The organism is Streptomyces sp. NPDC016677, from assembly GCF_055562815.1.
Map to the genome: position 1 here is coordinate 483,894 of NZ_JBVHEO010000004.1, position 24,343 is coordinate 508,236.

At 72.8% G+C, this 24,343-nt stretch carries 26 protein-coding genes and 1 pseudogene; 17 read left to right on the forward strand and 10 right to left on the reverse strand.

The features are described 5' to 3' along the window. Nucleotides 1-128 precede the first annotated feature (128 nt). On the forward strand, nucleotides 129-815 hold the full coding sequence (locus ACZ3IG_RS15570; protein WP_467432293.1) for a helix-turn-helix domain-containing protein: 687 nt from the start codon (nucleotides 129-131) through the stop codon (nucleotides 813-815). On the opposite strand, the gene ACZ3IG_RS15575 is transcribed toward ACZ3IG_RS15570, so the two are convergent. Next, nucleotides 792-1,199, reverse strand: coding sequence for a VOC family protein (locus tag ACZ3IG_RS15575; protein ID WP_467432294.1), 408 nt, complete (start codon nucleotides 1,197-1,199; stop codon nucleotides 792-794). The two genes, ACZ3IG_RS15570 and ACZ3IG_RS15575, sit on opposite strands and share 24 nt — an antisense overlap. 106 nt (nucleotides 1,200-1,305) lie before the next feature. Then, nucleotides 1,306-1,893, reverse strand: a complete 588-nt coding sequence (locus tag ACZ3IG_RS15580) for a hypothetical protein (protein ID WP_467432295.1) — start codon at nucleotides 1,891-1,893, stop codon at nucleotides 1,306-1,308. Between the two features lie 127 nt (nucleotides 1,894-2,020). Between ACZ3IG_RS15580 and ACZ3IG_RS15585 the strand changes: the two genes are divergently transcribed. The 3 genes from ACZ3IG_RS15585 to ACZ3IG_RS15595 are packed head-to-tail and all read left to right on the forward strand — an operon-like array spanning nucleotide 2,021 to nucleotide 4,319. Continuing rightward, complete coding sequence (locus ACZ3IG_RS15585) at nucleotides 2,021-2,347, forward strand: hypothetical protein (RefSeq protein ID WP_467432296.1); 327 nt, start codon at nucleotides 2,021-2,023, stop codon at nucleotides 2,345-2,347. After that, nucleotides 2,347-3,630 carry a putative T7SS-secreted protein gene (locus tag ACZ3IG_RS15590; protein WP_467432299.1) on the forward strand — a complete coding sequence of 428 codons (1,284 nt, stop codon included), beginning with the start codon at nucleotides 2,347-2,349 and terminating at the stop codon, nucleotides 3,628-3,630. The genes ACZ3IG_RS15585 and ACZ3IG_RS15590 overlap by 1 nt, the downstream gene beginning before the upstream one ends. Further along, a complete protein-coding gene (locus ACZ3IG_RS15595; RefSeq protein ID WP_467432301.1) occupies nucleotides 3,627-4,319 on the forward strand; it encodes a hypothetical protein in 693 nt (230 codons plus the stop codon). The genes ACZ3IG_RS15590 and ACZ3IG_RS15595 overlap by 4 nt, the downstream gene beginning before the upstream one ends. Nucleotides 4,320-4,335: 16 nt before the next feature. Here the strand turns inward: ACZ3IG_RS15595 and ACZ3IG_RS15600 are convergent, their stop codons facing one another. After that, nucleotides 4,336-5,385, reverse strand: coding sequence for an aldo/keto reductase (locus tag ACZ3IG_RS15600; RefSeq protein WP_467432303.1), 1,050 nt, complete (start codon nucleotides 5,383-5,385; stop codon nucleotides 4,336-4,338). A 115-nt stretch (nucleotides 5,386-5,500) separates the two neighbouring features. On the opposite strand from ACZ3IG_RS15600, the gene ACZ3IG_RS15605 reads away from it, so the two are divergent. Beyond that, the gene (locus ACZ3IG_RS15605; protein WP_467432306.1) at nucleotides 5,501-6,088 is read left to right on the forward strand and encodes a TetR/AcrR family transcriptional regulator; all 588 of its coding nucleotides are present in this window, start codon (nucleotides 5,501-5,503) and stop codon (nucleotides 6,086-6,088) included. A 15-nt stretch (nucleotides 6,089-6,103) separates the two neighbouring features. Here the strand turns inward: ACZ3IG_RS15605 and ACZ3IG_RS15610 are convergent, their stop codons facing one another. Continuing rightward, nucleotides 6,104-6,712, reverse strand: coding sequence for a TetR/AcrR family transcriptional regulator (locus ACZ3IG_RS15610; protein WP_467432307.1), 609 nt, complete (start codon nucleotides 6,710-6,712; stop codon nucleotides 6,104-6,106). A 95-nt stretch (nucleotides 6,713-6,807) separates the two neighbouring features. Between ACZ3IG_RS15610 and ACZ3IG_RS15615 the strand changes: the two genes are divergently transcribed. Then, nucleotides 6,808-7,548, forward strand: a complete 741-nt coding sequence (locus tag ACZ3IG_RS15615; RefSeq protein ID WP_467432309.1) for an SDR family NAD(P)-dependent oxidoreductase — start codon at nucleotides 6,808-6,810, stop codon at nucleotides 7,546-7,548. 58 nt (nucleotides 7,549-7,606) lie between these two features. On the opposite strand, the gene ACZ3IG_RS15620 is transcribed toward ACZ3IG_RS15615, so the two are convergent. Next, nucleotides 7,607-8,659 carry a LacI family DNA-binding transcriptional regulator gene (locus ACZ3IG_RS15620; protein ID WP_467432311.1) on the reverse strand — a complete coding sequence of 351 codons (1,053 nt, stop codon included), beginning with the start codon at nucleotides 8,657-8,659 and terminating at the stop codon, nucleotides 7,607-7,609. 320 nt (nucleotides 8,660-8,979) lie between these two features. On the opposite strand from ACZ3IG_RS15620, the gene ACZ3IG_RS15625 reads away from it, so the two are divergent. Next, entirely contained in the window at nucleotides 8,980-10,497 is a 1,518-nt protein-coding gene (locus ACZ3IG_RS15625) for a carboxylesterase/lipase family protein (RefSeq protein ID WP_467432313.1), read from the forward strand. Here the strand turns inward: ACZ3IG_RS15625 and ACZ3IG_RS15630 are convergent. Together ACZ3IG_RS15630 and ACZ3IG_RS15635 are read right to left on the reverse strand one after the other, a co-directional pair. Beyond that, nucleotides 10,454-10,633 (reverse strand): DUF397 domain-containing protein, encoded by a 180-nt coding sequence (locus ACZ3IG_RS15630; RefSeq protein ID WP_467432316.1) that lies wholly within the window; start codon nucleotides 10,631-10,633, stop codon nucleotides 10,454-10,456. The genes ACZ3IG_RS15625 and ACZ3IG_RS15630 overlap by 44 nt on opposite strands. Then, nucleotides 10,630-11,448 (reverse strand): helix-turn-helix domain-containing protein, encoded by an 819-nt coding sequence (locus ACZ3IG_RS15635; RefSeq protein ID WP_467432318.1) that lies wholly within the window; start codon nucleotides 11,446-11,448, stop codon nucleotides 10,630-10,632. The genes ACZ3IG_RS15630 and ACZ3IG_RS15635 overlap by 4 nt, the downstream gene beginning before the upstream one ends. A gap of 86 nt (nucleotides 11,449-11,534) precedes the next feature. Between ACZ3IG_RS15635 and ACZ3IG_RS15640 the strand changes: the two genes are divergently transcribed. After that, complete coding sequence (locus ACZ3IG_RS15640; RefSeq protein ID WP_467432319.1) at nucleotides 11,535-12,005, forward strand: ATP-binding protein; 471 nt, start codon at nucleotides 11,535-11,537, stop codon at nucleotides 12,003-12,005. Between the two features lie 175 nt (nucleotides 12,006-12,180). After that, on the forward strand, nucleotides 12,181-13,752 hold the full coding sequence (locus ACZ3IG_RS15645) for a hypothetical protein (protein ID WP_467432321.1): 1,572 nt from the start codon (nucleotides 12,181-12,183) through the stop codon (nucleotides 13,750-13,752). 99 nt (nucleotides 13,753-13,851) lie between these two features. Here ACZ3IG_RS15645 and ACZ3IG_RS15650 read toward each other — a convergent pair whose 3' ends face one another. Further along, nucleotides 13,852-14,640 (reverse strand): SDR family NAD(P)-dependent oxidoreductase, encoded by a 789-nt coding sequence (locus ACZ3IG_RS15650; protein ID WP_467432322.1) that lies wholly within the window; start codon nucleotides 14,638-14,640, stop codon nucleotides 13,852-13,854. A 121-nt stretch (nucleotides 14,641-14,761) separates the two neighbouring features. Between ACZ3IG_RS15650 and ACZ3IG_RS15655 the strand changes: the two genes are divergently transcribed. Continuing rightward, entirely contained in the window at nucleotides 14,762-15,349 is a 588-nt protein-coding gene (locus tag ACZ3IG_RS15655) for a TetR/AcrR family transcriptional regulator (protein WP_467432323.1), read from the forward strand. A gap of 60 nt (nucleotides 15,350-15,409) precedes the next feature. Here the strand turns inward: ACZ3IG_RS15655 and ACZ3IG_RS15660 are convergent, their stop codons facing one another. Both ACZ3IG_RS15660 and mmuM read right to left on the reverse strand, forming a co-directional pair. Further along, the gene (locus ACZ3IG_RS15660) at nucleotides 15,410-15,754 is read right to left on the reverse strand and encodes a MarR family winged helix-turn-helix transcriptional regulator (protein ID WP_467432325.1); all 345 of its coding nucleotides are present in this window, start codon (nucleotides 15,752-15,754) and stop codon (nucleotides 15,410-15,412) included. A gap of 43 nt (nucleotides 15,755-15,797) precedes the next feature. Further along, nucleotides 15,798-16,712 carry a homocysteine S-methyltransferase gene (gene mmuM, locus ACZ3IG_RS15665; protein WP_467432326.1) on the reverse strand — a complete coding sequence of 305 codons (915 nt, stop codon included), beginning with the start codon at nucleotides 16,710-16,712 and terminating at the stop codon, nucleotides 15,798-15,800. A 93-nt stretch (nucleotides 16,713-16,805) separates the two neighbouring features. On the opposite strand from mmuM, the gene ACZ3IG_RS15670 reads away from it, so the two are divergent. The 7 genes and pseudogenes from ACZ3IG_RS15670 to ACZ3IG_RS15700 all read left to right on the forward strand — a co-directional run bounded on the left by ACZ3IG_RS15670 (nucleotide 16,806) and on the right by ACZ3IG_RS15700 (nucleotide 24,253). Further along, nucleotides 16,806-17,651, forward strand: coding sequence for a class II glutamine amidotransferase (locus ACZ3IG_RS15670; RefSeq protein ID WP_467432327.1), 846 nt, complete (start codon nucleotides 16,806-16,808; stop codon nucleotides 17,649-17,651). Between the two features lie 103 nt (nucleotides 17,652-17,754). Next, a pseudogene (locus tag ACZ3IG_RS15675) lies at nucleotides 17,755-18,018 on the forward strand (family 43 glycosylhydrolase); the annotation flags it as partial. A gap of 29 nt (nucleotides 18,019-18,047) precedes the next feature. Further along, nucleotides 18,048-19,100: a rhamnogalacturonan acetylesterase gene (locus ACZ3IG_RS15680; RefSeq protein WP_467432328.1), complete on the forward strand. Its 1,053-nt coding sequence runs from the start codon at nucleotides 18,048-18,050 to the stop codon at nucleotides 19,098-19,100. Between the two features lie 98 nt (nucleotides 19,101-19,198). After that, complete coding sequence (locus ACZ3IG_RS15685; protein WP_467432330.1) at nucleotides 19,199-19,669, forward strand: hypothetical protein; 471 nt, start codon at nucleotides 19,199-19,201, stop codon at nucleotides 19,667-19,669. Between the two features lie 139 nt (nucleotides 19,670-19,808). After that, the gene (locus ACZ3IG_RS15690) at nucleotides 19,809-21,746 is read left to right on the forward strand and encodes a serine/threonine-protein kinase (protein ID WP_467432331.1); all 1,938 of its coding nucleotides are present in this window, start codon (nucleotides 19,809-19,811) and stop codon (nucleotides 21,744-21,746) included. Between the two features lie 255 nt (nucleotides 21,747-22,001). Further along, on the forward strand, nucleotides 22,002-23,735 hold the full coding sequence (locus ACZ3IG_RS15695) for a PHP domain-containing protein (RefSeq protein ID WP_467432332.1): 1,734 nt from the start codon (nucleotides 22,002-22,004) through the stop codon (nucleotides 23,733-23,735). Then, complete coding sequence (locus ACZ3IG_RS15700; protein ID WP_467432334.1) at nucleotides 23,732-24,253, forward strand: hypothetical protein; 522 nt, start codon at nucleotides 23,732-23,734, stop codon at nucleotides 24,251-24,253. Before ACZ3IG_RS15695 ends, ACZ3IG_RS15700 begins: the two co-directional genes overlap by 4 nt. Nucleotides 24,254-24,343 lie beyond the last annotated feature (90 nt).

Below are 24,343 nucleotides of genomic sequence, written 5' to 3' on the forward strand. Positions count from 1 at the left end.
CGCCCACTGGTCCCCGGGCTCCTGTCGTCCGGGCGCGCCCCTCGGCCTGGCCGCCGCCTTCGAACGGGCCTACGGCGTCAGCCCCCGGGAACACCGCGCGCGGGCCCTGACGGCATAGCCTGGCACCCGTGTACACCGAACGGCCGTCCCGACTGCCCGGCGCGGTGGTGTGGAGCAGCACCCCGGACGGCACCGGACGTGTGCTGCCCGACGGCTGCATGGACCTGCTCTGGCACGACGGGCACCTGCTGGTGGCCGGCCCCGACACCCGCGCCCACGTCCCCGGGGGCACCGGCGACCGGTGGGCGGGCGTCCGCTTCCACCCGGGCACGGCGCCGGCCCTCCTCGGCGTACCGGCCCACGCGCTGCGCGACCGGCGCGTGCCGCTCGCGGACCTCTGGCCGGCCGCCGCCGCCCGCCGCCTCACCGCCCGGGTGAACGCGGCGGCGGACCCGGCGCGCGGCCTGGAGGAGGCGGCGCTGTCCCGGGCGGCGGACACGGACCCGCCCGACCCGCTCCTGCTGCGGATCGTGGCCGCCCTGGACGCGGGCCGCCCGGTGGCCCGTACCGCCGACGAACTCGGCATCGGCGCCCGCCGGCTGCACCGCCGCTCGCTGGCCGCCTTCGGCTACGGCCCGAAGACCCTGGCCCGGGTCCTGCGCCTGCGCCGCGCCCTCGCCCTGGCCCGGACCGGCGTCGCCCTCGCGGAGACGGCCGCCCGGACCGGCTACGCCGACCAGGCCCACCTCGCCCGGGACGTACGGGACCTGACGGGCCTGCCCCCGACGGCGCTACTGGGCGGCGGCGCCGGGTAGCGCGGCGAACAGGTCCACGCCGTTGCCGTCCGGATCGTGCACGACGGCGTACCGCTGCCCCCAGAACGCGTCCCACGGCTTCAGCTCACCGTGACAGCCGGCGCGGACCAGCTCCTCGTAGAGCGCGTCCACCTCCTCCGGCGTCTCGCACCGCAGGGCCAGCGAGGCCCGGCCCCCGCCGGCCGGCGGCCGGAACCCGGGGTGGAAGGAGCGGACGGTCTCCTCGGTGTCGAGCAGCAGCCGGATGCCGCCCGGCAGCCCGGCCTCGGCGTGCGGCTGTTCCTCGGCACCCTGCGGGAAGGGGAAGCCCAGGCGGCGGTAGAAGGTCACGGAAGCGGCCATGTCGGAGACGACCAGGCCGACGGCGTCGAATCGTGCGGTCATGCGGCCACCGTAGGCGGCGCTGGGCGGCCGGTCTTGAAGAAATCGGACGGGCGCGGACCCGGTGGGCACCGGCGAGCGGACGGGGGCCCGGCGGTGACGCCCGCCCTCACCCGCCGGGCCGCTCCCGCCGCCGTACCACCGCGGCACCCGACACCTCCAGCAACTCGTCACCGCCCGGGACGGCGAGGACACCGAACCCGCGCCTGCCGCGCTCCGCCTCCCGCCGCACCTCACCGGCGTACCAGGCACCGTGCTCCAGCGACTCGGGCCAGTGGCGCCGGCGGGTCGGTTTCCGCGCGGACATGGGTGCGGTCGGCTCCTCGCCCTCGGCGTACCGCAGTCGGACGGGGACGCCGTTGAGATCCTTGGCGTCCGAGGAACGGTGTGCCGCGGGGATGGCCTGCCAGGGGTGCTGCTCCAGTACGCGCCGAATGCGGTTCAAAGACCCCATGACATCGCGGCGCAGATAAAGGACCGACAGGTAGACGAGCGTCACGAGAGCGATTCCCCCGGCGATCCGTTCCCTGGCCAGGTCGCTGGAGGCATTCGCGTGCAGCGCACCGAACACCACCCAGGACAGGAAATACAGGGAGTGCCAGATCCAGCCCCTTCGCTTCGCTCTGCGCCGCTCTTCCTCCCACGCCGTCCGGGTCGCGGGGTGGTCGAAAGCGCGTTTGTCCAGAGGGGCCTTCACGGATTCTCCTAGCGTATGACTCGTGTGTGGCGGTGGCTGTGGAAGGTCGTCTCCGAGCGTGATCGACGCGCCACTCTACTGCTATAAGCTGCCACCCGGACGGACGGAGTTACTACGGGGGTGCGAGGTGGGTGACCACTTCAAGGTCGACGTCGACCAGTTGGACCGATTTGTCAGAACGCTGCAACAGGCGACGAAGGATCTCGATGAGGCCCGCAAGGCGCTTTCTCATGTCCGCAGCGCCGAGATCGGCACCGCGCGACTGGACGAGGCCTGTGATGCTTTCCAGGAGAGGTGGAAGTACGGGTCCGGACAACTTGCCGAGATGATCGGTGCCATCAGTGAGGGCGTGAAGGCCAACAAGCTGAGTTATGAAGAGTTCGAGGAGAACCTGGAAAAAACTCTGAAGCAGATGGCGGAGTCCTCCACTTCGGGCGGCGGGGGGACGAACTGATGACGACGAACCCGTATCCGAACCTCGGCTGGAACCCGGTCCCCGGCATTCCCGCGGAGGTCGCCTCACTGCGGCAGAAGGTGAAGGCCGCGGCGAACGCGCTGGACAGCTCTCACCGCCAGATCGAGAAACTGCTCGGGGAGAGCGCGCACTGGGAGGGTGACGCGGCGGACGCCTTCCGCGACGCCCTGGACGGTGAACTGCCGGAGTACATGCGGAACGCGGCGCGTTCGCTGGACAAGGCCGCCGCGTCGCTCGACACCTGGAACGGCGACCTCTCCGCCCACCGGGACCTGGCGAAGAAGTACGACGAGGAAGCCGGCGAGAAGAAGTCCGCCGCCGAGAAGGCCAAGCGGCACCATGACGACGCCGCCCGGCACCCCGATCTCCAGTTGGCCGGCCAGGAGTTCCCCAGCCGGCAGGAGGCCGACGCCGCCACAGCCCGCCTGCGTGCGGCCGAGCGCTCGCTGAACGAGGCGACCACCCAGCTCGACAACGCCAACCAGGCGTACGAGGACGTGCTCGCCAAGGCCCGCACCCTGGAGGGCGAGAACAGGGACAAGGCCGAAAGCGTCGCGAAGAGGCTCGACGAGGCGGACGACAAGCTGGCGCCCAAGGAGCCGGGGTGGCTGAGCAAGGCCGTCGAGGGCATCGGCGACCTCCTGAAGGACGTGGGCACGTTCCTGCTGGAGCACGCCGGAACGATCGGCGCCATCGCCGGACTCCTGGCGCTCTTCCCGACCCCCCTCGCGCCCGCCTTCGCCGCGATCGCGATCGTGGCGAGTGCCGCCGCGCTCAGCAAGAACCTCGCCAGCGAGGACTTCCGGGACTCGCTCATGGGTGAGCACGGGTGGAAAGCCGGCCTGACCGCGTGGGGTTCCGTCGTCGGCGACACCCTGGGCGTCGTACCCGGCGTCGGCATGCTCGCCAGGGCGGGCAGCGAGGTGGGCCTGGCGGCGGCGGTCGCCAGGGAGGGCGGCGAGGCCATGTCGCTCGGTTCGAAGGCCACGACGTTCGCCACGGAACTGAAGGCGGTCAACTGGGACCGTGCGGTAGACGTGGCCACGGCGCCCAGCAAGGTGCGCGACTGGGCTCTGAACGGCATCAACGCGACGGCGAACACCGTCTCCTCGGCGGAGACGCTCGGCGTGTTCCCGGACGACGGCATCGGCCACGATTCCACCGAAGCCACCAAGGCGGGCGTCGCCCTGTCCGGCGCGGCGGGCACGCTCGGGACCTTCGGTACCGACATCGCCGAACTCGCGGGGAGCATCCGGCTGTGAACACGGACACGAAGACCAGGCCGATGCCGCGGTTCTGGTACGGACTCCCGCACGGGTACACGGAGGTGGACCTGGACCCGACGGAGGAAGGGGTCGCCGAACTGGCCCGGCAGCTCAGGGAACTCCCCGAGGAAGCCCGTGCCCGGGCCGACCAGACGTTCCGCCTGTACGCCATGACCGTGCTGCTCCTGCGGAAGCAGCCGGTGGCGGTCTACGCGCTGGGCGTGCACCCCGACGCCGAGGGGAAGCCCGCGTCGTCGGTCCTCACGATGTCCGCCGTCCCCTCCGAGGGGGCGAACCCCCTGCGCGTGCTCGCCGGCATGGTGGCCGACGGCGCGGGGGGCGACGAGACCGACGGTGTGCGCCCTGTCGAACTGCCCGCGGGCGTCGGGTTCCTGACCGAGCGGGTCCGCAGGACGCCGGCGCCCGGCGCCCCGCCCGCGGGCCAGCAGGAGCCCAGGCAGGGGAGTGTCTGGCAGGGCACGGTGGCGGTGCCGGAGCCCCGTACGTCGTCGATCGTCGTCGTGCAGCTGGTGACTTCGTCGGTCGAACTCGCCGACGACTACCGTTCCGTGCTCCTCGGCACGGCCCGCACGCTGTCGTTCACGGATCCGGCGGCGGACCAGGGGCGAGGCTCCGAGAGGGCGTCCGGCCCCGCCGCGCGGGCCATGGAGTCGGACTTCGGCTGACCGGGACCGCCGCGGCTCACCCGCCGGCCGCCCGGCGGCGCCCCGCGTCCGCCAGGACCGCCGCCCCGTACCCGGTGTCCTCGGGGTTGAGGTCGGTGCCCGGGGACACGACGCGGTCGACGGCGTCCAGTACGGCGGGGTCCAGGACGGTGTCCGCGGCGGCGAGCTGGCCGCGCAGGTGCTCGGCGGTGCGGGGGCCGATGATCGCCGCCGTCACCGCGGGGTGCGTGGTGACGAAGGCCAGGGCCAGCTGGATCAGGGTCAGGCCCGCTTCGTCGGCCACCGCCGCGAGCCGTGTGGCGGCGTCCAGCTTGGCCCGGTTGCCCGGCACGTCCAGGTCGTAGTGGGCGAGGGTGGTCGGGAAGGGCATCGTGCTGGTGCGGTGGCTGCCGGCCGGGCGGGCCGCGTCGCGGTGCCAGCGTCCCGACAGCCAGCCGCCGGCCAGCGGACTCCAGGCCAGCACCCCCATGCCGTACCGCTCGCAGGTCGGCAGCACGTCGGCCTCCACGCCCCGGGCCAGCAGGGAGTACGGCGGCTGTTCGCAGACGAAGCGCTCGCGGGCGCGGCGCTCCGCCGTCCACTGGGCCTGGACGATGGCCGAGGGGGCGAACGTGGAGGAGCCGGCGTAGAGGATCTTCCCGGCGCGTACGAGGTCGGAGAGCGCGCCCAGGGTCTCGTCGAGGTCGGTGGCGGGGTCGGGGCGGTGTACCTGGTAGAGGTCGATGCGGTCGGTGCCCAGACGGCGCAGGCTCTCCTCGCAGGCGCGGACGATCCAGCGCCGGGAGGCGCCGCGTTCGTTGCGGCCGGGCCCCATCGGGCTGGACACCTTGGTCGCCAGGACGACGTCGTCGCGCCGTCCGGCGATCGCCTTGCCGACGATGCGCTCGGACTCGCCGTCCGAGTACACGTCGGCCGTGTCGATGAGGTTGACGCCCGCGTCGAGCGCCGTGCGGATGATGCCGGCCGAGTCGTCGTGGTCGGCGTTTCCCCACTTCCCGAACATCATCGCCCCGAGACAGAGCGAGCTGACCTGGACTCCGGTACTGCCCAACGTGCGGTACTGCATGGGGTGCCGCCTCTCGTGACCTGTTACCGTTCCGAGCATGCGGAGTCGGCTCCGCTTGGTTGGCAACCGTAAGCGGAGTCGGCTCCGCATGGCAAGTCGAGAGGATGACCCGGATATGCCCGCTCCGGCCGACCGGCCGGTCCGTGCCGACGCACGGGCCAACGAGGACAAGCTGCTCGCCGCCGCCGCCCTGGCCTTCGCCCGGGACGGCGCCGCCGCCACCCTGAAGCAGATCGCCAAGGACGCGGGCGTCGGGATCGGCACCCTGTACCGGCGGTTCCCGACCCGCGAGCAACTCGTCGACGCCACCTACCGCTACGAGACGGCCCGGCTGGCCGCCCGGACCGCGGACCTGCTGGCCGAACTGCCCGCCGACCGGGCCCTGCGGGCGTGGATGTCCGAGGTCCTCGACTACCTCGCCGCCAAGCACGGCATGGCGGACACGCTGAAGGCCCTCCTCCGGGACGACGAGCGGCTCGGCTCGCACACCCGTGAGCGGATGGCCGGCGCCATCGAGGAGTTGCGCCGCGCCGGGGTCGCGCAGGGGGTGCTCCGGGACGACGTGCCGGCCGCCGACCTGCTGATGTCCCTGGCGGGCGTCACTCTCGTGGCGGGCGCCGCCGACCAGCGGGAACAGGGCGAGCGGCTGCTCGACCTGCTGATGGACGCCGTCACCCGCTCCGGCCGGTGGCGTCCGGCCTGAGCGACCGCCCCGGTCTCAGGGGAGCGGCCAGGCGCGCAGGGCCGCGTCGGCCAGTTCCTGGAGCTCGTCGCGGCGGACGCCGCTGGCGGCCTGTACGGCGAGGCCGTAGGCGAGGGTGGTGACGTAGCGGGCCAGGAGGCGGGGGTCGGCCCCGGGGGGCAGGTCGCCGTCGTCCACGGCGCGCTGGAACCGGTCCCGGACGCGGCAGCAGCCGTCCTGGCGCCAGGCGACGAGGAGTTCGCGGACCTCCTTCCCGGCGTCGCTGGTGGTCAGCGCGCTCTGGACGCCCAGGCACCCGTGGGGGCCGGCCGGGCGAGTGGTCGTGCGGACCGTGCCCGCCAGGATCGCGGCGGCGACGCCGTGGGCGGTCGGCTCGTCCAGGGCGCGGGTCAGATAGGCGCTCGGGCCTTCGGAGTAGCGCTCCAGCACCCTGCGGAACAACTGCTCCTTGTTGCCGAAGGCCGCGTACATGCTGGTCGTGGAGATGCCCATCGCCCGCGTCAGCACGGCCGTGCTGGCCCCCTCGTAGCCGTGCTCCCAGAAGACCAGCATGGCCCGCTCAAGGGCTTCCTCGGTGTCGAACCCCCGGGGCCGGCCGATGGCGCTGCTCTGTCTCGTCTCCACGCCACCACCTTACTACTTCTGTAGCGACCGCTGCGGAAGTGCTACCGTTCGACTTCCGCAGCGATCGCTGCATAAATCGAAGGGGTTTGCCCGACATGGGACTGCTCGAAGGCAAGACCGCTCTCGTCACCGGGGGCGCCACCGGCATCGGCCTGGCCAGTGCCGTCCGGCTGGCGGCCGAGGGCGCGCACGTGTTCATCACCGGCCGGCGCGAGACCGAACTGGACGCGGCCGTCGAACTGATCGGTCCGGCGGCCACCGCCGTGACCGGCGACATCACCGACCTGGCCGGCCTGGACCGGCTCTACGAGACCATCCGCAGCCGGGGCACGGGCCTGGACGTCCTGTTCGCCAACGCCTCCGTCGCCTCGTTCGCGCCACTGGAGCAGATCACCGAGGAGCACTTCGACGCCCTCTTCGGCATCAACGTCCGCGGCATGGTCTTCACCGTCCAGAAGGCACTGCCCCTGCTCAACGAGGGAGCCTCGGTCATCCTGAACGGCTCCACCAACGCCGACGTCGGCGCCGAGGCGTTCGGCGTGTACGCGGCGACCAAGGCCGCCACCCGGTCGTTCGCCCGGACCTGGGCCAACGAACTCAAGGGCCGCGGCATCCGCGTCAACACCGTCACGCCCGGCCCGACCGAGACGCCCGGACTGCTGGGGCTCACCCCCGACCCCGAGGGATTCAAGCGGAACCTGGCGACGAGTGTGCCGCTGGGGCGGCTCGGGCGCCCGGAGGAGATCGCCGCCGCCGTGGCCTTCCTCGCCTCCGGGCAGAGCAGCTTCGTCACGGGTTCGAGCCTGTACGTCGACGGCGGTCTGAACCAGATCTGATCCGACCGCGCGTTCCGCCCGCGCCGCGCCGGACGCGGTGCCCGGCCTCCGTCACCGGTCAGCGGCCTCCCGGCGGGGCCGTGCTCGCCCGTCGCACCAGCCGGGTCGACAGCTCGGTGCGGGTGCTCTCCGGATGGGCGCCGTCCATCATGCGCAGCAGCGTCCGCAGCGCGGTCGCCGCCATCTCCGCCAGCGGGCGGCGGACGGTGGTCAGGGCGGGGGCGGCCCAGCGCGCCTCCGGCAGGTCGTCGAAACCGACCACGCTCATGTCGTCCGGCACGCGCAGCCCCCGCTCGGCCAGCGCCTCGTACACCCCGAGCGCCATCGCGTCCGAGCAGACGAACACGGCCGTCGGCGGCACCGGCAGCTCCAGCAGCTCCCGCGTCCGTCCACGGGCGGCGTCCCGGTCGAACCCCGCGTGCCGCACGTACTCGGCGCGGTGCCGCACCCCCGCCGCGGCCAGCGCCGACCGGTACCCCGCCACCCGCGTCCCGCTGACCGCCGTACCCCGCTCCCCGGCGATCACCGCGATCCGCTCGTGCCCGAGCCCCAGCAGGTGCTCGGTCGCGGTCACCCCGCCCTGCCAGTTCGCCGCGCCCACCGACACCACCCCCGACGGTGGCTCGGCCACCGGGTCGATCAGTACGAACGGCACCCGGTGCCGCTCCAGCCAGGCGTACTGCGTCCCGGTCAGCTCCGCCAGGTCGAACAGCACCCCGGCCGACCCCCGCGCCCTCAGCTTGTCCAGCCAGCCGCCGCGCTCCACGGTCCCGCCCCGGCGCCGTTCCAGCCCCGCCGAGACCACCACCTCCAGGCCCGCGTCGTACGCCGCCTCCTCCACCCCGTGCAGCACCGCGCCCGAACCGGAGTCCGCCGGCGAGCGCACCACCAGGTCGACCATCCGGGGCGCCCGCGCCGTCGGGTCGAACCGGGGCCTGCGTACGTAGCCCAGCCGGTCCAGCGCCTCCGACACCCGGCGCCTGGTCTCGGGCGCCACGTCCTCGCGCCCGTTGACCACCTTCGACGCGGTCGGCACCGACACCCCCGCCTCGCGGGCCACCACCGCCAGTGTCGGCCCGGTCGCGGTGCTCGCGCGCGCCGTACGGACCATGGGGCACCCACCTCCGGGACCGGGGCCGTGAAGGCCGCCGCAGCAGGCTGTAGAAAGCGCTTCCTAAGCGCCCCCAATGTAGATCGGCCCGCCCCCGGCGGGAAGACCCCGGAGTGGTCCGCGCGAAAACGGATGACAGAAGCGGTGTGGGTGTCCTTGGTGTGCTCGGGTGAGCGGGTTGATGACAGTTGGGGCGAGGGTGTCATCTGTTTTTGGGTGCATGGGTGTATGGCGGGGGGTCCGTCGGGGCCGGAATATCACCGCGGCCCGCGGTGCTCACGGAATACCGGTGCCGGGCGCGGAGAAGGGCTGGTGGGCGGATGACCGCGAACCGCACGAACCCCGTGGCCGGCACCCCGTACGGAGCGGTACGCGGGCGCTGGGAGAACGGTGTCGCGGTGTTCAGGGGCATCCCCTACGCCGCCCCGCCCTTCGGTCCCCGCCGCTTCCGCCCGCCCGTGGCGCCGGAGAAGTGGGACGGCGTACGGGACGCCCACGCCTTCGGCCCCACGGCGCCCGGACCGCCGTACTCGGAAGCCTTCGGCCAGTACCTCTCCGACCCCTCCGTCCCCGGCGACGACTGCCTCAACCTCAACATCTGGACCCCCGACCCGGCCCCCGGCGCCCGCCTCCCGGTCCTGGTCTGGCTGCACGGCGGCGCCCTCACCCGGGGCTCCTCCGCCGTCCCGGTCTACGACGGCCGCACCTTCGCCCGTGACGGCGTCGTCTGCGCCTCGCTCAACTACCGCCTCGGTGTCGAGGGCTACGGCCTCTTCCCGGACGCCCCCGCCAACGCCGGCCTGCGCGACCAGCTCGCCGCCCTGGAGTGGGTCCGCGACGCCATCGCGGCCTTCGGCGGCGACCCCGACCGCGTGACGCTGGCCGGCCAGTCCGCCGGAGCCATCAGCACGGGCGCCCTGCTGTCCGCCCCGCGCGCCCGGGGCCTGTTCCGCCGGGCGGTGCTCCAGAGCGGGGCGCCGGAGGTCTCCGACCGGGCCAAGGTGCGGCGCGTGGTCCGCCGGATGGCGGCCCGGCTGAGGATCCCCGCCACGGCGGAGGCGTTCGCGTCCGTCGACCGCGACGTGCTGCTGCGCACCCAGGCCGAGGTGGGCAGGCTGAGCAGCCCCGTGCTCGGCGGTCCCGCCTTCGGCATCGTCGTCGACGGCGACCTCGTGCCACGTGATCCGCTGACGGCCCTGGTCGAGGGTGACGCGGCGCCCGGCGTCCGCCTGCTGATGGGCTGGACGCGTGACGAGTACCGGCTGTGGCTGGTGCCGGGCGGCTTGGTGGAGCGCGTGGACCGCCTCGGCGCGGTGGCCCTCGCCGGGGCGCGGGCACGCTGCCGTTGCGGGCACGACGTGCCGCGCGGCTACCGCACCCTGCATCCCGACGCGGGCACCGCCGAGACGGTCGGCCAGATGGTCACCGACCATCTGCTGCGCGTCCCGCTGCACCGGCTGGCCGACGCGCGGCCCGGATCGTCGTACGTCTACGAGTTCGCCTGGCCGTCGAACCGGCCGGGGCTCGGCGCCTGCCACGCGCTGGAGCTGGGCTTCGTCTTCGACAGCGGGGACCTGCCGGAGTCGCGACGGCTGGCGGGGGAGGGAGCGCCGCGCGCACTGGCGGACGAGATGCACGCGGCGTGGGTGTCGTTCGTGGCCGACGGCGACCCGGGGTGGGAGGCGTGGGACGCCACCCACCCCGTACGGGTCTTCGGCGCGGGGACGCCGGTCACGGTCTTCGGCCCCCGGGACCGGGAGGTGGCCCTGTGGACGACCGACAGAGCCGAGATTGTCACCGAACCAAGCGCAAGAAGGTGGTCCAGGCTTCGGGGGTGACGGAGAGGTGGGGGGTAGCGGGGATTTTCGAGTCGCGGATGTGGATGGCGGTGGCTTCTCGGGCGACTTCGAGGCAGGCGCCGCCCTCGCCGCTGCTGTAGCTGGACTTGAACCACTCAAGTTCGGTGCCGGTCATGCCTCTCCCAGAAGACGGTCCAACAGGTCCCTCGTGTCCTCGGTGTTGAGGGCCTGCGTCCGCAGCATCGCATACTTCTGGGTGAGGATCCCCACCTCGTCGGGGTCGGCGACGAGCGTGCTGCCGCGCTGTGTCTCGCTGTAGGCCAGCCGTTGATGCTCAGGTGTTTCCAGCAGGATGAACGGCCCCTCCAGCCCAGCATGTGAAGCGCGGCCCAGCGGGAGGATCTGCAAGGCGATGCCCGGCACGTCGGCGTACTCCCGTAGATGACGCAGTTGTTCGACGTAGACTTCTTGACCGCCAAGGCGGTCCCGGAGGGCCGCCTCCCAAATGACGAAGCTCGCGGCCGGTGGGAGTTTGCGGTGCAGCACCTCTCGGCGCTCGATGCGAGCTGCCACCAACTGCTCGATCTCGTCCGCGTCGTAGACCGGAATGCGGCTGCGAAAGACTGCGCGTGCGTAGGCCTCGGTCTGCAACAGACCAGGGACCAGCAGGCTCTCGTACCAGGAAATAGCGATGGCTTCCCGCTCCCGATCCAAGAACTCCTCCGCCCATAGCGGGATGAGATCCACCTCCGGCATCCTGCTCACCGCAGTGACCAACGCCCCCTTGGTCTCCAGGAGATCGTCGAGCTTCTCGGCGAGATCCAGCTTCAGTGGCCGTCTGCCCTGCTCGACCGACGCGATCTGCTGCTCGCTGATGCCGAAGACCTCACCCAGTGACCGCTGGGTGTACCCCGCCGCCTCCCGGTAGAGCGCGAGCAACGCGCCCACCATCTTCATCGCCGACGCGTTCTTGCGCTTCCTGGTGCTCATGCCGGTCGAACTCCCCACCCGTACACGTACGTTCACCCACGCGCGCCCGTACGGACGATCCGTACGGCATCGCGCACTGTTTCATCATGGGCACAGAGCGTGACCATCGTCACGTGAACAGCGAAATTCCACCCGGGCCACGTGAACGGCTGTACCGCCGTGAACGCCAGTCCGTGCCCGCCGCGCGGGCGTTCACGCGCCGGGCGCTCGTCGACTGGGACGTGCGCCGGTGCGCGGACGACGTACTGCTCTGCGTCAGTGAACTGACCACCAACGCCCTGCTGCACGGCGTACCACCGGGCCGCGGCTTCCTGCTGAGGCTGGTGCCCCATGTCGACGACGACGGCGGCGGCGGTGTACGGATCGAGGTGCACGACACCGGAGACGGCGTACCGGCCCTCCGGGAACCGGACGAGGGCGGGCGCGGGCTGCTGCTGGTGTCGGAACTGGCGGACAAGTGGGGCGTGGAGGACCGCGAACCCGGGAAGATCGTGTGGTGCGAGGTGGGTCTCGACGGGCGGGGTTGCCCCGGCGGAAGCCGGGAATTGCCCCCGTGACCGCCCGCAAACACCTGTCCGCGGTACCGCCGGTGCGGTAGGAGTAGGCGGATACCCCCCTACGCCCGTGGAAGTGACCGCCATGCACGCTGAACGATCCCGTGAGGACGGACGGGCCGGGGCGGTCCAGGGTCGGCCTGCCGCCGGACGCCCGCCCGTTCCGTCCCGGGGCGCCGTGCCTCATGCCCTCACGCTGCAACGGAGCGCGGGCAACGCCGCCGTGAACCGGGTGCTCGGCTCCGGCGGAGCCGCGACCCCGGTGCAGCGTCTGGTCCTGGTCGGCGGGAAGGCGCACTCCAACGATCCCGGGCTGCCCGGCAGCGAGCCGTCCACCGAGTCGCTGTGGGAGTCCGTCGTCCAGGTCGCCGAGCGCGGGACGGAGGAGGAACGGGCGGAGTTCGCGAAGTACCGGGAGCAGATGCGGGCGCAGCTGGACAAGTGGGTGGACGACCAGGCGGTCGGCCGTCCGCACCCGGACCCGGACAGGGCCCGTACCCGTCCGCTGGGCCGCAAGCGGCAGTCCCGGTCCTACCGCAACGCCGAGGAGCTGCACGCCGCCCTGCTGGGCTGGGTCAAGCAGAAGCCGGGACGCCGTGAGGAGCGGGCACTGGCCGAGCAGGTCCGGGGCTCCTCCGACATCGACCGCCACCTCGACGCCCTGCTGGTGAAGATCAAGGAGTACATCAACCAGCATATGGAGAGGTACGCAGCTTCGCTCAACTGGCAGCGCCTGTGGGAGGAGCTGAGTACCAGCCAGGTCAAAGCGCGGAACGGGAAGATGGTCCCGCTGGGCACCTACCGGCAGCACTTGGCGAGGATGGCCAAGGAAGGGCGGGGTGAGCCCACGCGGATCGGGAACGACATGGCCGCCGTGATGAAGCATCCGGAGAAGTACGGCCAGGCGGACAAGATCGCCGTCCTGCACGATCTGATGGAATACCTGAGCGATCCCCGTCACGGTGGCACGCGTACCGCGGGTTCGGACGTGCTCGGAGACCCCGTCGCGAACCGGTTCCTGAACACCCAGGAGATAGACCCCGCCACCGGCCAGCGGACCAAGAGCACGACATCGCGGGGTATGCGATCCCAACTGTGGAACGGGCCTCTCGTCACCCGCGACGAGGCCGACCCCACCACCAAACTGGCCCGGCGTCACAACGTGCCGGTGTGGGCGGGCCAGTCCAACACCATGGTCCGGACGCTCTTCCTCGGTGAGGTGGCGGGCGGCACCTCCAGGGAACTGGGGGCGATGGCCTGGGCGCTGTTCGCGTTCTGGCGCATCAACTACGACCACACGTGGCGGCTGGCCTACCACACCCTGCACGAGACCCTCGACGGGGCGTCGAACTACGGCGTCCCCTACAACATGCTGGACCGCGGCGCGGGCCTGGCCGACTACCGTCCCGGCACCCAGCTGCGTGACATGCGGGAGACGATCGCGGCACTGCGCGGGGACCTCGCCGGTCTGGGCGAGGCCGTGAAGGAGCACGACCGCGGGTCCCCGGACCATCTGGCGCTCGCGGGCCAGTACCAGACCCTGCGCGAGAAGGTGGACAAGGCGGCCAAGGGCACCGGGTACATGTGGCTCTCCGACCCCGAGAAGAGGGCGGTGGCCCGCCGTGAGGCGGCCCTGACGCTTCAGGACGCGTTCTACGAGTACACGAGTCTCTGCGAGGCCCTGGCCCGCTCACCCCGGACGGACCCGGATTGGCTCAGCGGGCCCCCGGATTGGACCGAACTCGGCTGAGCGGCCCGTCGCCGGACACGTTGGGGGAACCCTGCGTGAGGCGCGGTGGCGCGAGGCCGGAGCGGACGGCGAGGGTGCCGTCCGCTCGCTGGACCGGACTCAGACCGTTTTGACAGCCCCACCGTCGATCAGCAGGTCCGTGCCGGACATGCCGGCCGCCAACGGTGAGGCGAGGTAGGTGACGGCCGTGGCGACCTCGGACGGTTCCAGCAGGCGGCCGGTGGTCACGCCCATCGCGGCCGGCATCTGCGCCAGCAACTGCTCCTGGGTGACCCCCATGGAGCGGGCCAGCTCCGCGCCGTAGCCGTCCGGGCTCTCCCACATCGCGGTACGCACCGCGCCCGGCGAGATGGTGTTGACGCGTACACCCTGCGGCCCGAACTCCTCCGCCAGCGCCTTGCCGAAGGCAGTCAGCGCGGCCTTCGCGGTGGTGTAGGTGATGGGCCCGGCGCTAGGCATCCGGGCGCCGTTGGAGGAGATGTTGACCAGCGCCCCACGGCGGCGCAGCAGGCTGGGCAGCGCCGCCCGGCTGGTGCGCACGGCGGCCAGGAAGTTCAGGCTGAAGCCCTGCCGCCAGTGCTCGTCGGTGAAGGAGAGGAAGCCGCCGGTCTGGCCCTCTCCGCTGTCGCCACCGCCGACGTTGTTGACGAGCAGGTCGAGGTCGCCGAGCTCGGCGGTGGCCCGGTCGATCAACCGGGCGGGGGCGTCGCAGTCCAGCAGATCCAACGGTATGGCCAGGGCGCCGGTCTCCCTCAGCTCGGGGGTGATGGTGCGGGCGGCGGCTGCCACGCGCACGCCCTCGGCGGTGAGCGCTCGGACGATGGCCAGTCCGATACCGCGGCTCGCGCCGGTGACCACGGCGGTGGTGTTCGTCAGCTGCAGATCCATGGATGCACTCCTGTCGTGGCACAGAATCTGTCGCGACATCCGCGACGCGGTAAAGCTAGTAGATGCAACATTGGTGTTGCAACTAGCTCGGTGACCGGCGTCTCGCTGTACTGTCTGCTCCATGGAGACGAGGGGGCGAGCGCTGCGCGCCGACGCGGAACGGACGGTGCGGACGATCCTGGAGGCGGCCGAACGCGTGCTGGCCGCCGACCCGACGGCGACCATGGAGCAGATCGCGGCGGAGGCCGGGGTGGCCCGCACCACCGTGCACCGGCGCTTCGCCACCCGCGAGGCGTTGGTCGAGGCGCTGACGGCCTGGGCGACCGAGCGGTTCCGGCAGGCGGTGGAGGCCGCCCGCCCGCTCACCTCCCCGCCGCTGGTCGCCCTGCATCAGGTGACCGTCAACGTCCTCCAGGTGAAGATCGGCTGGAGCTTCGCGATGGGCCGGACCGCCCCGTCCGACCCCGAGGTGGCGCGCGTGCACGCCGACGTCCTGGCCCAGTGCGATCAGCTCTTCCGCTGTGCGCGGGAGGCCGGCCTGCTGCCCGCGGACGCCGACCTGGAGTGGGTCCGCCGGGTCTACTACGCCCTGATCCACGAGGCGGCGGAAGAAGGGCGGGAGCTGGTCGACGTCGGCGCGGTCGACAAGTTGGCCGCACGTGTGGTGGACACCCTGTTGCACGGAGTGGGGGCACCGGCGAAGGCCTAGTGCGCGGCGCACCCCCGAGGCCGCGATCCCGCGGACTTCCTGCCTGGCGCGAGGAGGTCCTCAAGCGCGCGGTCCGGGCTCCGTCCCGGTGAGGCGAACCGTGAGGCGGGCCGGCAGGCCGGCGCACTCCCGCAGCCGCTCCCGCTCCTCGGCACTGAACGTGTCCCGCAGGGCGGCGTCCAGGACGCCGGTGCGGCGCGCGCGTTCGTACCGGAGGCGGGCGCGGCCGGCGTCGGTGAGGTGCGCCAGGAGCTTGCGGCCGTCGCCGGGGCGGGGCTCGGTGCGGGCCAGACCCGCGCCGGTCAGGTCCTTCACGGACTTCGCCGCCGACTGATGGGTGACCCCGCGCCGGTGGGCGAGGTCGGCGGCTTCCTCGGCGACCAGGGCCCCGGCACCCGGTACCACCGGCTGGCCTCGGGGGAGACCGCCCGGTCGGCCGGGAGCCGGGTCAGGCCAGTGCCTCGGCCACCCCGGCGATCGCCTGAGGCCCCACCCGGCAGCACCCCCCGATCAGCCGTGCCCCGGCCGCCCGCCAGCCCCGCACCAGACCGGCGTCGAACGCGGACGGCCCGGTCCACCGCCGGGCCGCGGCGTCCCAGGACTCCCCGCTGTTCGGGTACGCCACGACCGGCTTGCCCGTCACCCGCGCCGCGACGGCGACGGCGTGCTCCACGTCCGCCGGGGCGCAGCAGTTCACGCCGACCGCGACGACCTCCGGCGACGCCGCCGCCAGACCGAACGCCTCCTCCAGCGGCTGGCCCGCCCGGGTCCGGCCGCCCGCCACGGTGTACGACAGCCAGGCCGGCACCCCGAGGCCCCGCACCGCCCGCAGCAGCGCCGCCGCCTCGTCGGTGTCGGGGACCGTCTCCAGGGCGAGGACGTCGGGGCGGGCCGCGGCCAGCACCTCCAGGCGGGGGCGGTGGAACCGCTCCAGCTCCGCGACCGTGAGCCCGTACCGGCCCCGGTACTCCGACCCGTCGGCGAGCATCGCCCCGTACGGGCCCGCCGACGCCGCCACCCAGAGCGGCCGGGCGGCGCCGGACCGGCGGGCGGCCTCCCGGGCCAGTTCCACACCGCGGGCCATCAGCCCGGCCGCCCGCGCCCGCCCGGTGCCGCGTGCCGCGAACCCCTCGAAGGTCGCCTGGTAACTCGCCGTGATCGCCACGTCCGCGCCCGCCGCGAAGTACGCGCGGTGCGCCTCGACGACCGCCTCGGGCCGCTCGTCGAGCAGCCGCGCCGACCACAGCGCGTCGCCCAGGTCGTGCCCGGCGGCCTCCAGCTGGTTGGACAAGCCGCCGTCCAGGACGAGGGACGGCGAGGCGGTGGCCAGGGCCTGGGTGAAATCGGGAGTGCCGCTGCTCATGCGACGACCGTAACGCCGCCGCGCGCGCCCCACCCCGCCCTGCGATCCTGGGGGCAGCAGCGGCCGTACGCGAGACGAGGCGGTGACCGACCCATGTGCCGTTGGCTGGCCTACTCGGGCACCCCGGTCCTGCTGGAGAACATCCTCTACCGGCCGCGGCACTCCCTGATCGACCAGAGCCTGCACGCCAAGATGGGCGTCGAGACGACCAACGGCGACGGCTTCGGCGTCGGCTGGTACGGGACGTCCGGCACGGCCAAGGACACCCCCGCCGTCGTCCGCGAGATCGGCCCGGCCTGGAGCAACCGCAACCTCCGGGAGATCGCCGGCCACGTCCGCTCCCACCTGTTCTTCGCCCACATCAGGGCCTCCACCGGTTCCGCCGTCCAGCAGACCAATTGCCACCCGTTCCGGCACGGCCGCTGGATGTGGATGCACAACGGCGCGGTCACCGACTTCCAGCGGGTACGGCGCGCCCTGGTGCTGGCCGTCGACCCGGAGCTGTTCCTGCACGTCGAGGGCTCGACCGACTCCGAGGTGATGTTCTACCTGGCGCTCACCTACGGCCTGGAGGACGACCCGCCGGGCGCGGTGGCCCGGATGGCCGGGCTGGTGGAACGGGTCGGTCACGAGCACGGCGTCGAGTACCCGCTCCAGATGACGGTCGCCGTCACCGACGGGCTGCGCCTGTGGTCCTTCCGCTACTCCAGCCAGGGCGCCTCCCGCTCCCTCTTCTACAGCACCCGCGTCGAGACCCTGCGCTCCCTCCACCCCGACCTGGACTTCCTGCGCGAAGCCTCCGACGACACCCGCCTCATCGTCTCCGAACCCCTGGGCGACCTGCCGGGCGTGTGGAACGAGGTCCCGGAGAGCACGTACGGGGTCGTCCAGCCGGAAGGGGACGCGATGTTCTCCTTCGCGCCCGCCCCGCCGGCCTGATCCGTCCCGGCCCGTTGACCTTCTCCTGGCACACCCGTACCTTTTCGACGTTCGTCATGCCAGATGCCGTTCACCATGCCGAACAGACATCGAGAGGCACCGCATGAGCCGCCGCACCGACGACGCCCCCGAAGGCCCCATGGACCCGGCGAGCTGGACCAAGTCGCCGGTCCCCGTCTTCGCCAGCGACGACACCACCGGGCAGTACGGCCCCGGCCACAACAGCTTCACCGTCGCCGAGGACGGCCGTACCGACGTGCTCGTGTACCACGCGCGCCCGTACAAGGAGATCGACGGCGATCCGCCGCACAACTGGAAACGGGACGGGACCCCGGACTTCGGCGCCCCGGTCGCGGACTCGGTGTGAGGGAGGGGACAGCGGTGTACACGGGTCGGATGAGGCGTACGGGAACATCACTGGCCGCCGTGGCGCTGGCCGCCGTCCTGGGGAGCGGGGCGGTCACCGCCGCGCCCGCCCAGGCACGGGAAGGACGGCCGTCCTGGGGTGCGGAGAACTGCGTCGCCGGCACCTGCCACTTCGACGTGGCGCCGGGCACGTACGACGTACGGGTCCGGCTCGGCGGTGACGCGGCCTCACGGACCGCGATCAGCGGGGAGACCCGGCGGGCGCTGCTGCCGGAGACGGCCGTCGGGGCGGGGGAGCGGGTGACACGCTCCTTCACCGTCGACGTCCGGACCCCGGAGGGCGAGCCCGCCGGGGCCGACGGGAGCCCGGGGCTCGACCTGGTCGTCGGCGGCGCGGCGCCCGCCCTCGCCGACCTCCGGGTCACCCCGGCCCACCGCGCCCGGCAGGTCTTCCTCGTCGGCGACTCGACCGTCTGCGACCAGCCCGGGGAGCCGTACACCGGGTGGGGGCAGCGGCTGCCGCAGTACCTGCGCGCGGGCGTGTCCGTCGCCAATCACGCCGACTCCGGGGAGAGCACGGTCAGTTACCTGGCCGACCCGCGCATGTGGGACACCGTCCGGCCGCTGATCAGGCCCGGCGACCTGGTGCTGGTCCAGCTCGCCCACAACGACAAGACGACGGACGGGGCCGCCTACCGGGCCAACCTGGAGACCCTCGTCGGCCAGGCGCGGGCCGAGGGCGGCCGGCCCGTGCTGGTCACGCCGATCGTGCGGCGCTGGTTCAACGCCGACGGCACCCTCGACAACGGCACCGCGCTCCTCGTCAACGGCCTCGGCGTCGACCACCCGGCCGTCGTCCGCTCCGTCGCCGCCGAGCGGCGCGTCCCGCTGATCGACCTCACCGCGCGGACCAAGGCGCTGGTGGAGTCCCTGGGGGTGGAGCGGTCCAAGGCGCTCTACCTCACGGACGAGAAGCGCGACAACACCCACACCTCCGAGTACGGCGCCACGGTGTACGCGGAGCTGGTACGGGACGCCCTGGCCGACCTGCGTCTCGTTCCCGCCGGGAAGGTCAGGAGGTAGGCGCGCGCCGGCCGGACGGGCGGGCCGCGGGTACCGGGGCGCCCGGCACCAGGACAGTTCGGCCGGAGCCGAACCGACCCGCGGCTAGGGTCCCGGACATGAGCGACAGCACCATCGTCACCCCGGGCACCCGCCCCGCCGACGCCGTCACCGGCATGGTCGGCCACGTCCTCGCGCTGGCCGGGACCTGGACCCGCTGGGACGGTGTACCGGCCCACGTGGACGGCCGGGTCTACACCCCGCACAAGGCGATCCGGCGGGTCGCCGACCACCTCGTCGACCACCTGGCGGAACTGGAGGCCCGGCTCGCGGGCGAGGAGCCGCAGCCCGACCACTGGCACGCCTCCGCCAGCACGACCGACGCCGACCGCGCGCCCTTCACCGCCGAGGACCTCGACGAGGCCCGCAGCCGTCTCACCCGGCTCGCCCGGATCTGGGCCAACCGCCTCGACGCGCTCACCGACGACCAGCTCGACCACTCGCCCGGCCCGGGCTGGAGCTTCCGTCACCTCGCCCTGCACCTGGCGGAGTCGACGTACTACGCCGACGCGGTGGGCGACCTGTCCTGACCGGCAACCGCGCCGGCCGACCCGCGGCGGGGCCGACCCGCCCAGGTGCCCAGGACGGGTGTTATCGCCGCGTTTCCGACACCAGGACGCCGACGTGTGTCTAGGGTTGCTGTCCGTATCGGTAACCGTGGGGGTCGGGATGCGCAGCGAGAACACCGTCGACAGTGGTCCGGGGGACAGCGCGGGTGACGGACCGGGCGCGGTGATCGCGGGCCGGTACCGGCTGCGGCGCCAGCTCGGGCGTGGCGGGATGGGCGTGGTCTGGGAGGCCCTCGACACGCGTCTGAACCGGCCGGTGGCGGTCAAGGGGCTGCTGTACCCGGGCGCCGCGGCCCCCGAGGCCCGGGCGACCTGGGTGAGCCGGGCCCGCCGCGAGGCACAGGCCATCGCCCGGATCAGGCACCAGAGCGTGGTCGACGTGCACGACGTGATCGAGGACGGCAGCCAGGTCTGGATCGTGATGGAACTGCTCGACTCGCGCTCCCTGGCCGACCTGTTGCGCGAGCGGCGGCGGCTGCCCGTCCCCCAGGCGGCGGGGATCGGTCTCCAGGTGCTGCGCGGACTGGCGGCCGTGCACGAGTCCGGCGTACTGCACCGCGATGTGAAGCCCCACAACATCCTGTTCCGCCCCGACGGGCTCGCGCTCCTCATGGACTTCGGGATCGCCACCTTCGAGGGCGCCGCGCAGGTCACCCGGTCCCACGAGATCATCGGGACGCCGCAGTACCTGGCGCCGGAACTGCTCAGCCACACACCGGCCGGACCACGCCCCGCGTCCACCGCGTCCGACCTGTGGGCGCTCGGCGTCACGCTGTACGAGATGGTGGAGGGCAGGCGCCCCTTCGAGGGGACCACCGCCTACGAGGTCCTCATCGCCGTACGCGAGCGCCCGGCGCCGCCCATGGAGTACGCCGGCCCGCTCACCGCGCTGATCGAGGCGCTGCTCTCGAAGGACCCCGGCGGTCGCCCGGACGCCGCCGCGGCGGAGCGGATGCTGCGGGAGGCCACCCGGACCGTCACCGTGCCGGCCGCCCCTCCCTGGGAACCGGACGCGCCTCTTCGCCCGGAGTCGCCGGAGTCGCCGGGGTCGCCCGAGTCGCCGGTGTCCGGGCCGCCGCGGAACCCCGGCGGCACCGGAGCCGAGGGGACGGGCCGGCGCCGGTCCCGGTGGCGGGTGACGGCGGCCGTGGTCTGCGCCGCGCTGCTCACGAGCGCGGCATGGTTCCTCTGGACGGACCGGAAGGACGACGCCTCCGACGCCGCCGGCTCGGGCAAGGGGGCCGCGGCGGGGGAGCGGGACGGCGGGCCCCGGTTCAGCGACACCCACGACGTGCTGCGGGTCGGCGTCAAGAAGGACCAGCCCGGACTGAGCGAGCGGGACGGCGGCACCTACCGGGGTTTCGAGGTCGACCTCGCCTACGAGATCGCCCGCGAGATGGGCTTCGAGAAGGACGCGGTCGACTTCTACGAGGTCAATTCGGACAACCGCGACGACGCCCTGAAGACCGGCCGGGTCCACCTCGTGCTGGCCACCTACAGCATCGACCGACAGCGCGAGAAGCGGGACGGGGTCCGCTTCGCCGGCCCCTACTTCGAGGCGCTCAAGGGGCTGCTGGTGCGCAAGGACCGCGAGTACAACGACCTCAGCGACCTGCAGGGGGACCCCACCGCCGAAGTCTGCACCGCCAGGGAGTCGGTCTACGTGTCGTGGATCGAGAAGGAAGGGCTGGCGGACCGGATGGAGCTGCGGGCCGGCTACGAGGACTGCGTGAAGGCGCTGCTGGACCCGGAGACCGACGTGTACGCGGTCGCCACCGACGACGTCATCGTCGCCGGACTCGCCGACAAGTACCACGTCCGGACCAAGGCCCTCGAAAGCCTCGGCGGTTCGGAGGGCTACGGGGTGGCGGTGGACGGCGAGGAGCGGGAGCTGCGACAGGAGGTGTGCGAGGCGTTGTCGGCCGTCATGGCGAAGTCCCCGGGACAGACCTCGCGGTGGTCCGCCGTCTACACCCGTCACCTCCAGCCGATCATGCACCGGCCCGCACCCGAGGAACCGGACCTCACGTCGTGCTGATGCCCCGGCCCGGCCGCACGTATTGCACATGATGTGCAGTTGAGAGTCGTCAGTAACTGCGAATCCCCGCATTACCACACCCGTTGACGTCCCCGCGGCACAAAGGCCGACCGGACGTGTCGACTACGCCCGCCGCTCACCCGGAAGTCGACCCGGCGTCACCTCGCACATCGATTCTCCTCACGCGGCCCACGCACCCCAGGTGCGGCCGCAGCGACGCAGCCGCGCAGACGGCGGCCATCCACGAGGAGCGACATGGGTCACGGGCACGGACACGGCCATCACCACCACCACGACCACGACCACAGTCACGGTCACGGTCACGGTCACGAGCACACGCACGAGACGGCGCCCCTGCCCGCCGCGTTCGACACCTCCGTACCCGACGAGGCGCTCAGCCCCGAACAGCAGTCCCGCCGCACCCTGCTGCGCCGCGCCGGTCTGCTCGGCGCCGGCCTCGCCGCGAGCAGCGTGCTGACGGGCGCCGCGAGCGCCCCGGCGTTCGCGGGCGGCCGCGGCAACGGCAACGGCAGGAAGGGCTTCCTGTGGCTGGCCGGTGACCACCACATCCACACCCAGTACAGCAGTGACGGCAAGTACCGCGTCGGCGACCAGGTCCGCCAGGGCGCCCGGCACGGCATGGACTGGCTGGTCATCACCGACCACGGCAGCGCCACCCACGCCAAGATCGGTGTGGAGAAGGTCAACCCGGACATCCAGGACGCCCGCAGCGCCCACAAGGACACCCTCGTCTTCCAGGGCCTGGAGTGGAACATCCCGGCCGCCGAGCACGGCACCGTCTTCGTCCACCCGGGCAAGAACGAGGTCTCCGTCCTCAAGCAGTTCGAGACCGGCTACGACGGCGCCGTCAAGGCCGCCACCGGCTCCTCGCCCGCCAACGAGGCCCTCGCCATCTCGGGCCTCGCCTTCCTCGCCGACCAGGTCAAGCGGCGCAAGGTCAAGGACGCCCTGATGCTCGCCAACCACCCGGCGCGCAAGGGCATCGACTCCCCGCACGAGATCCGCGCCTGGCGCGACGCCACCTCCGCGAGCCACCGCATCGCCGTCGGCATGGAGGGCGCCCCCGGCCACCAGGCCGGCGGCCTGCCCGCGCCGCTCGGCCCCGGCGGCGCCCGCGGCATCTACGACAACAGCCCCGGCTCCAACTCCTTCGCCGGCTACCCCCTGGAGTCCTACCGCACCTGGGGCGGCTTCGACTGGATGACCGCCACCGTCGGCGGCCTGTGGGACAGCCTCCTCGCCGAGGGCAAGCCCTGGTGGATCACCGCCAACTCCGACTCCCACCAGGTCTACGGCGACACCGCGGCCCGCGGCGGCGGCGACTTCAACACCAACGGCCGCTACGACGACCCGGTCTACGGCGGCTCGATCGACATCACCGAGAACGACTACTGGCCCGGCTACTACAGCCGCACCCACGTCGGCGCCGAGAACTTCTCGTACGCCGCCGTCATGGCGGGCATCCGCGCCGGCCGCGTCTGGGTCGACCACGGCCAGCTCATCTCCGGCCTCGACGTCCGGGTGTCCGGCGGCAGCCGCTGGGCCACCCTCGGCGGCGCCCTCCAGGTCAAGAAGGGCACCCGCGTCACCCTCAGCGTGGACGTGGCGCCGGCCGGCGGCCCCAACTGGGCCGGCTTCCAGCCCACCCTGGCCCGCGTCGACGTCATCCAGGGCGACGTGACCGGCGAGGTCCGGGACAAGGACACCTTCACCGCCCCGTCCGCCAAGGTCGTCAAGTCCTACGAGGTGAACAAGAACGCCGGCACGGTCACCCTCACCTACGACCTCGGCCGCGTCGACCGCCCCGTCTACCTCCGGCTGCGCGGCACCGACGGCAACCGCTCCGCCGTCGGCGCCATGGGCGCGGCCGTGGACCCGCACGGCCCGGCCATCGACGTCATCGGCGACGCCGACCCGTGGAAGGACCTGTGGTTCTACTCCAACCCGGTCTGGGTCCTGCCGTCGTGACCCCGCCGCCGTACGTCATCGCCGTCGACACGGACGCCACCTCGCTGCGCGACGCCGACCACCTGCTGAGGGAGCTGGCCGCCGCATTCACCGAGGAGGACGGCCTGTTCGGCTGCACCCACCTGGTGCGCGAGGGCGGCCGGCGGCGCGTGGCGCTGTCCCTGGCCGCCGGGGACCGGGCGGCCGTCGACGCGGCCCGCGAGCGGCTCACCGCCCAGGGGCACACGGTGACGGACGGCGCCTGGGACGACCGGGGGCGGGCGGTGCTCTACCCGGGCGCCGCCGCCCTGACCGGCACCCTCACGGTCGCGGAGCTGCTGGACCGCTCCGCGATCGAGCGGGTCCGCGTCCTCGGCACACCCGGCGAGCCCGACCCGGAAACCCGGCTGGTCACCCGGGAGTTCGTCCGCCCCCACTGGGAGAACGGCGCACTGACCCTCGCCGCCATGCCCCACGTCGGCGGCACCCTGGTCCCCTTCGAGGACCCGGACCCGACGCCGTGCTGCGCGGACCACTGACGGCACTGACCGCCCGTAAATCGTTACCGGCCCCTTCCCCGCCCGTCCTACGGTGACCCGGCACACCGTGACGGGTCACCCGACGGGGAA

What these genes read in the sequence shown, in the direction of transcription:
- ACZ3IG_RS15575 (WP_467432294.1), bottom strand. Translation starts at nt 1,199, where the DNA reads ATGACCGCACGATTCGACGCCGTCGGCCTGGTCGTCTCCGACATGGCC.
- ACZ3IG_RS15590 (WP_467432299.1), top strand. Translation starts at nt 2,347, where the DNA reads ATGACGACGAACCCGTATCCGAACCTCGGCTGGAACCCGGTCCCCGGC.
- ACZ3IG_RS15600 (WP_467432303.1), bottom strand. Translation starts at nt 5,385, where the DNA reads ATGCAGTACCGCACGTTGGGCAGTACCGGAGTCCAGGTCAGCTCGCTC.
- ACZ3IG_RS15605 (WP_467432306.1), top strand. Translation starts at nt 5,501, where the DNA reads ATGCCCGCTCCGGCCGACCGGCCGGTCCGTGCCGACGCACGGGCCAAC.
- ACZ3IG_RS15615 (WP_467432309.1), top strand. Translation starts at nt 6,808, where the DNA reads ATGGGACTGCTCGAAGGCAAGACCGCTCTCGTCACCGGGGGCGCCACC.
- ACZ3IG_RS15620 (WP_467432311.1), bottom strand. Translation starts at nt 8,659, where the DNA reads ATGGTCCGTACGGCGCGCGCGAGCACCGCGACCGGGCCGACACTGGCG.
- ACZ3IG_RS15625 (WP_467432313.1), top strand. Translation starts at nt 8,980, where the DNA reads ATGACCGCGAACCGCACGAACCCCGTGGCCGGCACCCCGTACGGAGCG.
- ACZ3IG_RS15630 (WP_467432316.1), bottom strand. Translation starts at nt 10,633, where the DNA reads ATGACCGGCACCGAACTTGAGTGGTTCAAGTCCAGCTACAGCAGCGGC.
- ACZ3IG_RS15635 (WP_467432318.1), bottom strand. Translation starts at nt 11,448, where the DNA reads ATGAGCACCAGGAAGCGCAAGAACGCGTCGGCGATGAAGATGGTGGGC.
- ACZ3IG_RS15640 (WP_467432319.1), top strand. Translation starts at nt 11,535, where the DNA reads ATGGGCACAGAGCGTGACCATCGTCACGTGAACAGCGAAATTCCACCC.
- ACZ3IG_RS15650 (WP_467432322.1), bottom strand. Translation starts at nt 14,640, where the DNA reads ATGGATCTGCAGCTGACGAACACCACCGCCGTGGTCACCGGCGCGAGC.
- ACZ3IG_RS15655 (WP_467432323.1), top strand. Translation starts at nt 14,762, where the DNA reads ATGGAGACGAGGGGGCGAGCGCTGCGCGCCGACGCGGAACGGACGGTG.
- mmuM (WP_467432326.1), bottom strand. Translation starts at nt 16,712, where the DNA reads ATGAGCAGCGGCACTCCCGATTTCACCCAGGCCCTGGCCACCGCCTCG.
- ACZ3IG_RS15670 (WP_467432327.1), top strand. Translation starts at nt 16,806, where the DNA reads ATGTGCCGTTGGCTGGCCTACTCGGGCACCCCGGTCCTGCTGGAGAAC.
- ACZ3IG_RS15680 (WP_467432328.1), top strand. Translation starts at nt 18,048, where the DNA reads ATGAGGCGTACGGGAACATCACTGGCCGCCGTGGCGCTGGCCGCCGTC.
- ACZ3IG_RS15685 (WP_467432330.1), top strand. Translation starts at nt 19,199, where the DNA reads ATGAGCGACAGCACCATCGTCACCCCGGGCACCCGCCCCGCCGACGCC.
- ACZ3IG_RS15690 (WP_467432331.1), top strand. Translation starts at nt 19,809, where the DNA reads ATGCGCAGCGAGAACACCGTCGACAGTGGTCCGGGGGACAGCGCGGGT.
- ACZ3IG_RS15695 (WP_467432332.1), top strand. Translation starts at nt 22,002, where the DNA reads ATGGGTCACGGGCACGGACACGGCCATCACCACCACCACGACCACGAC.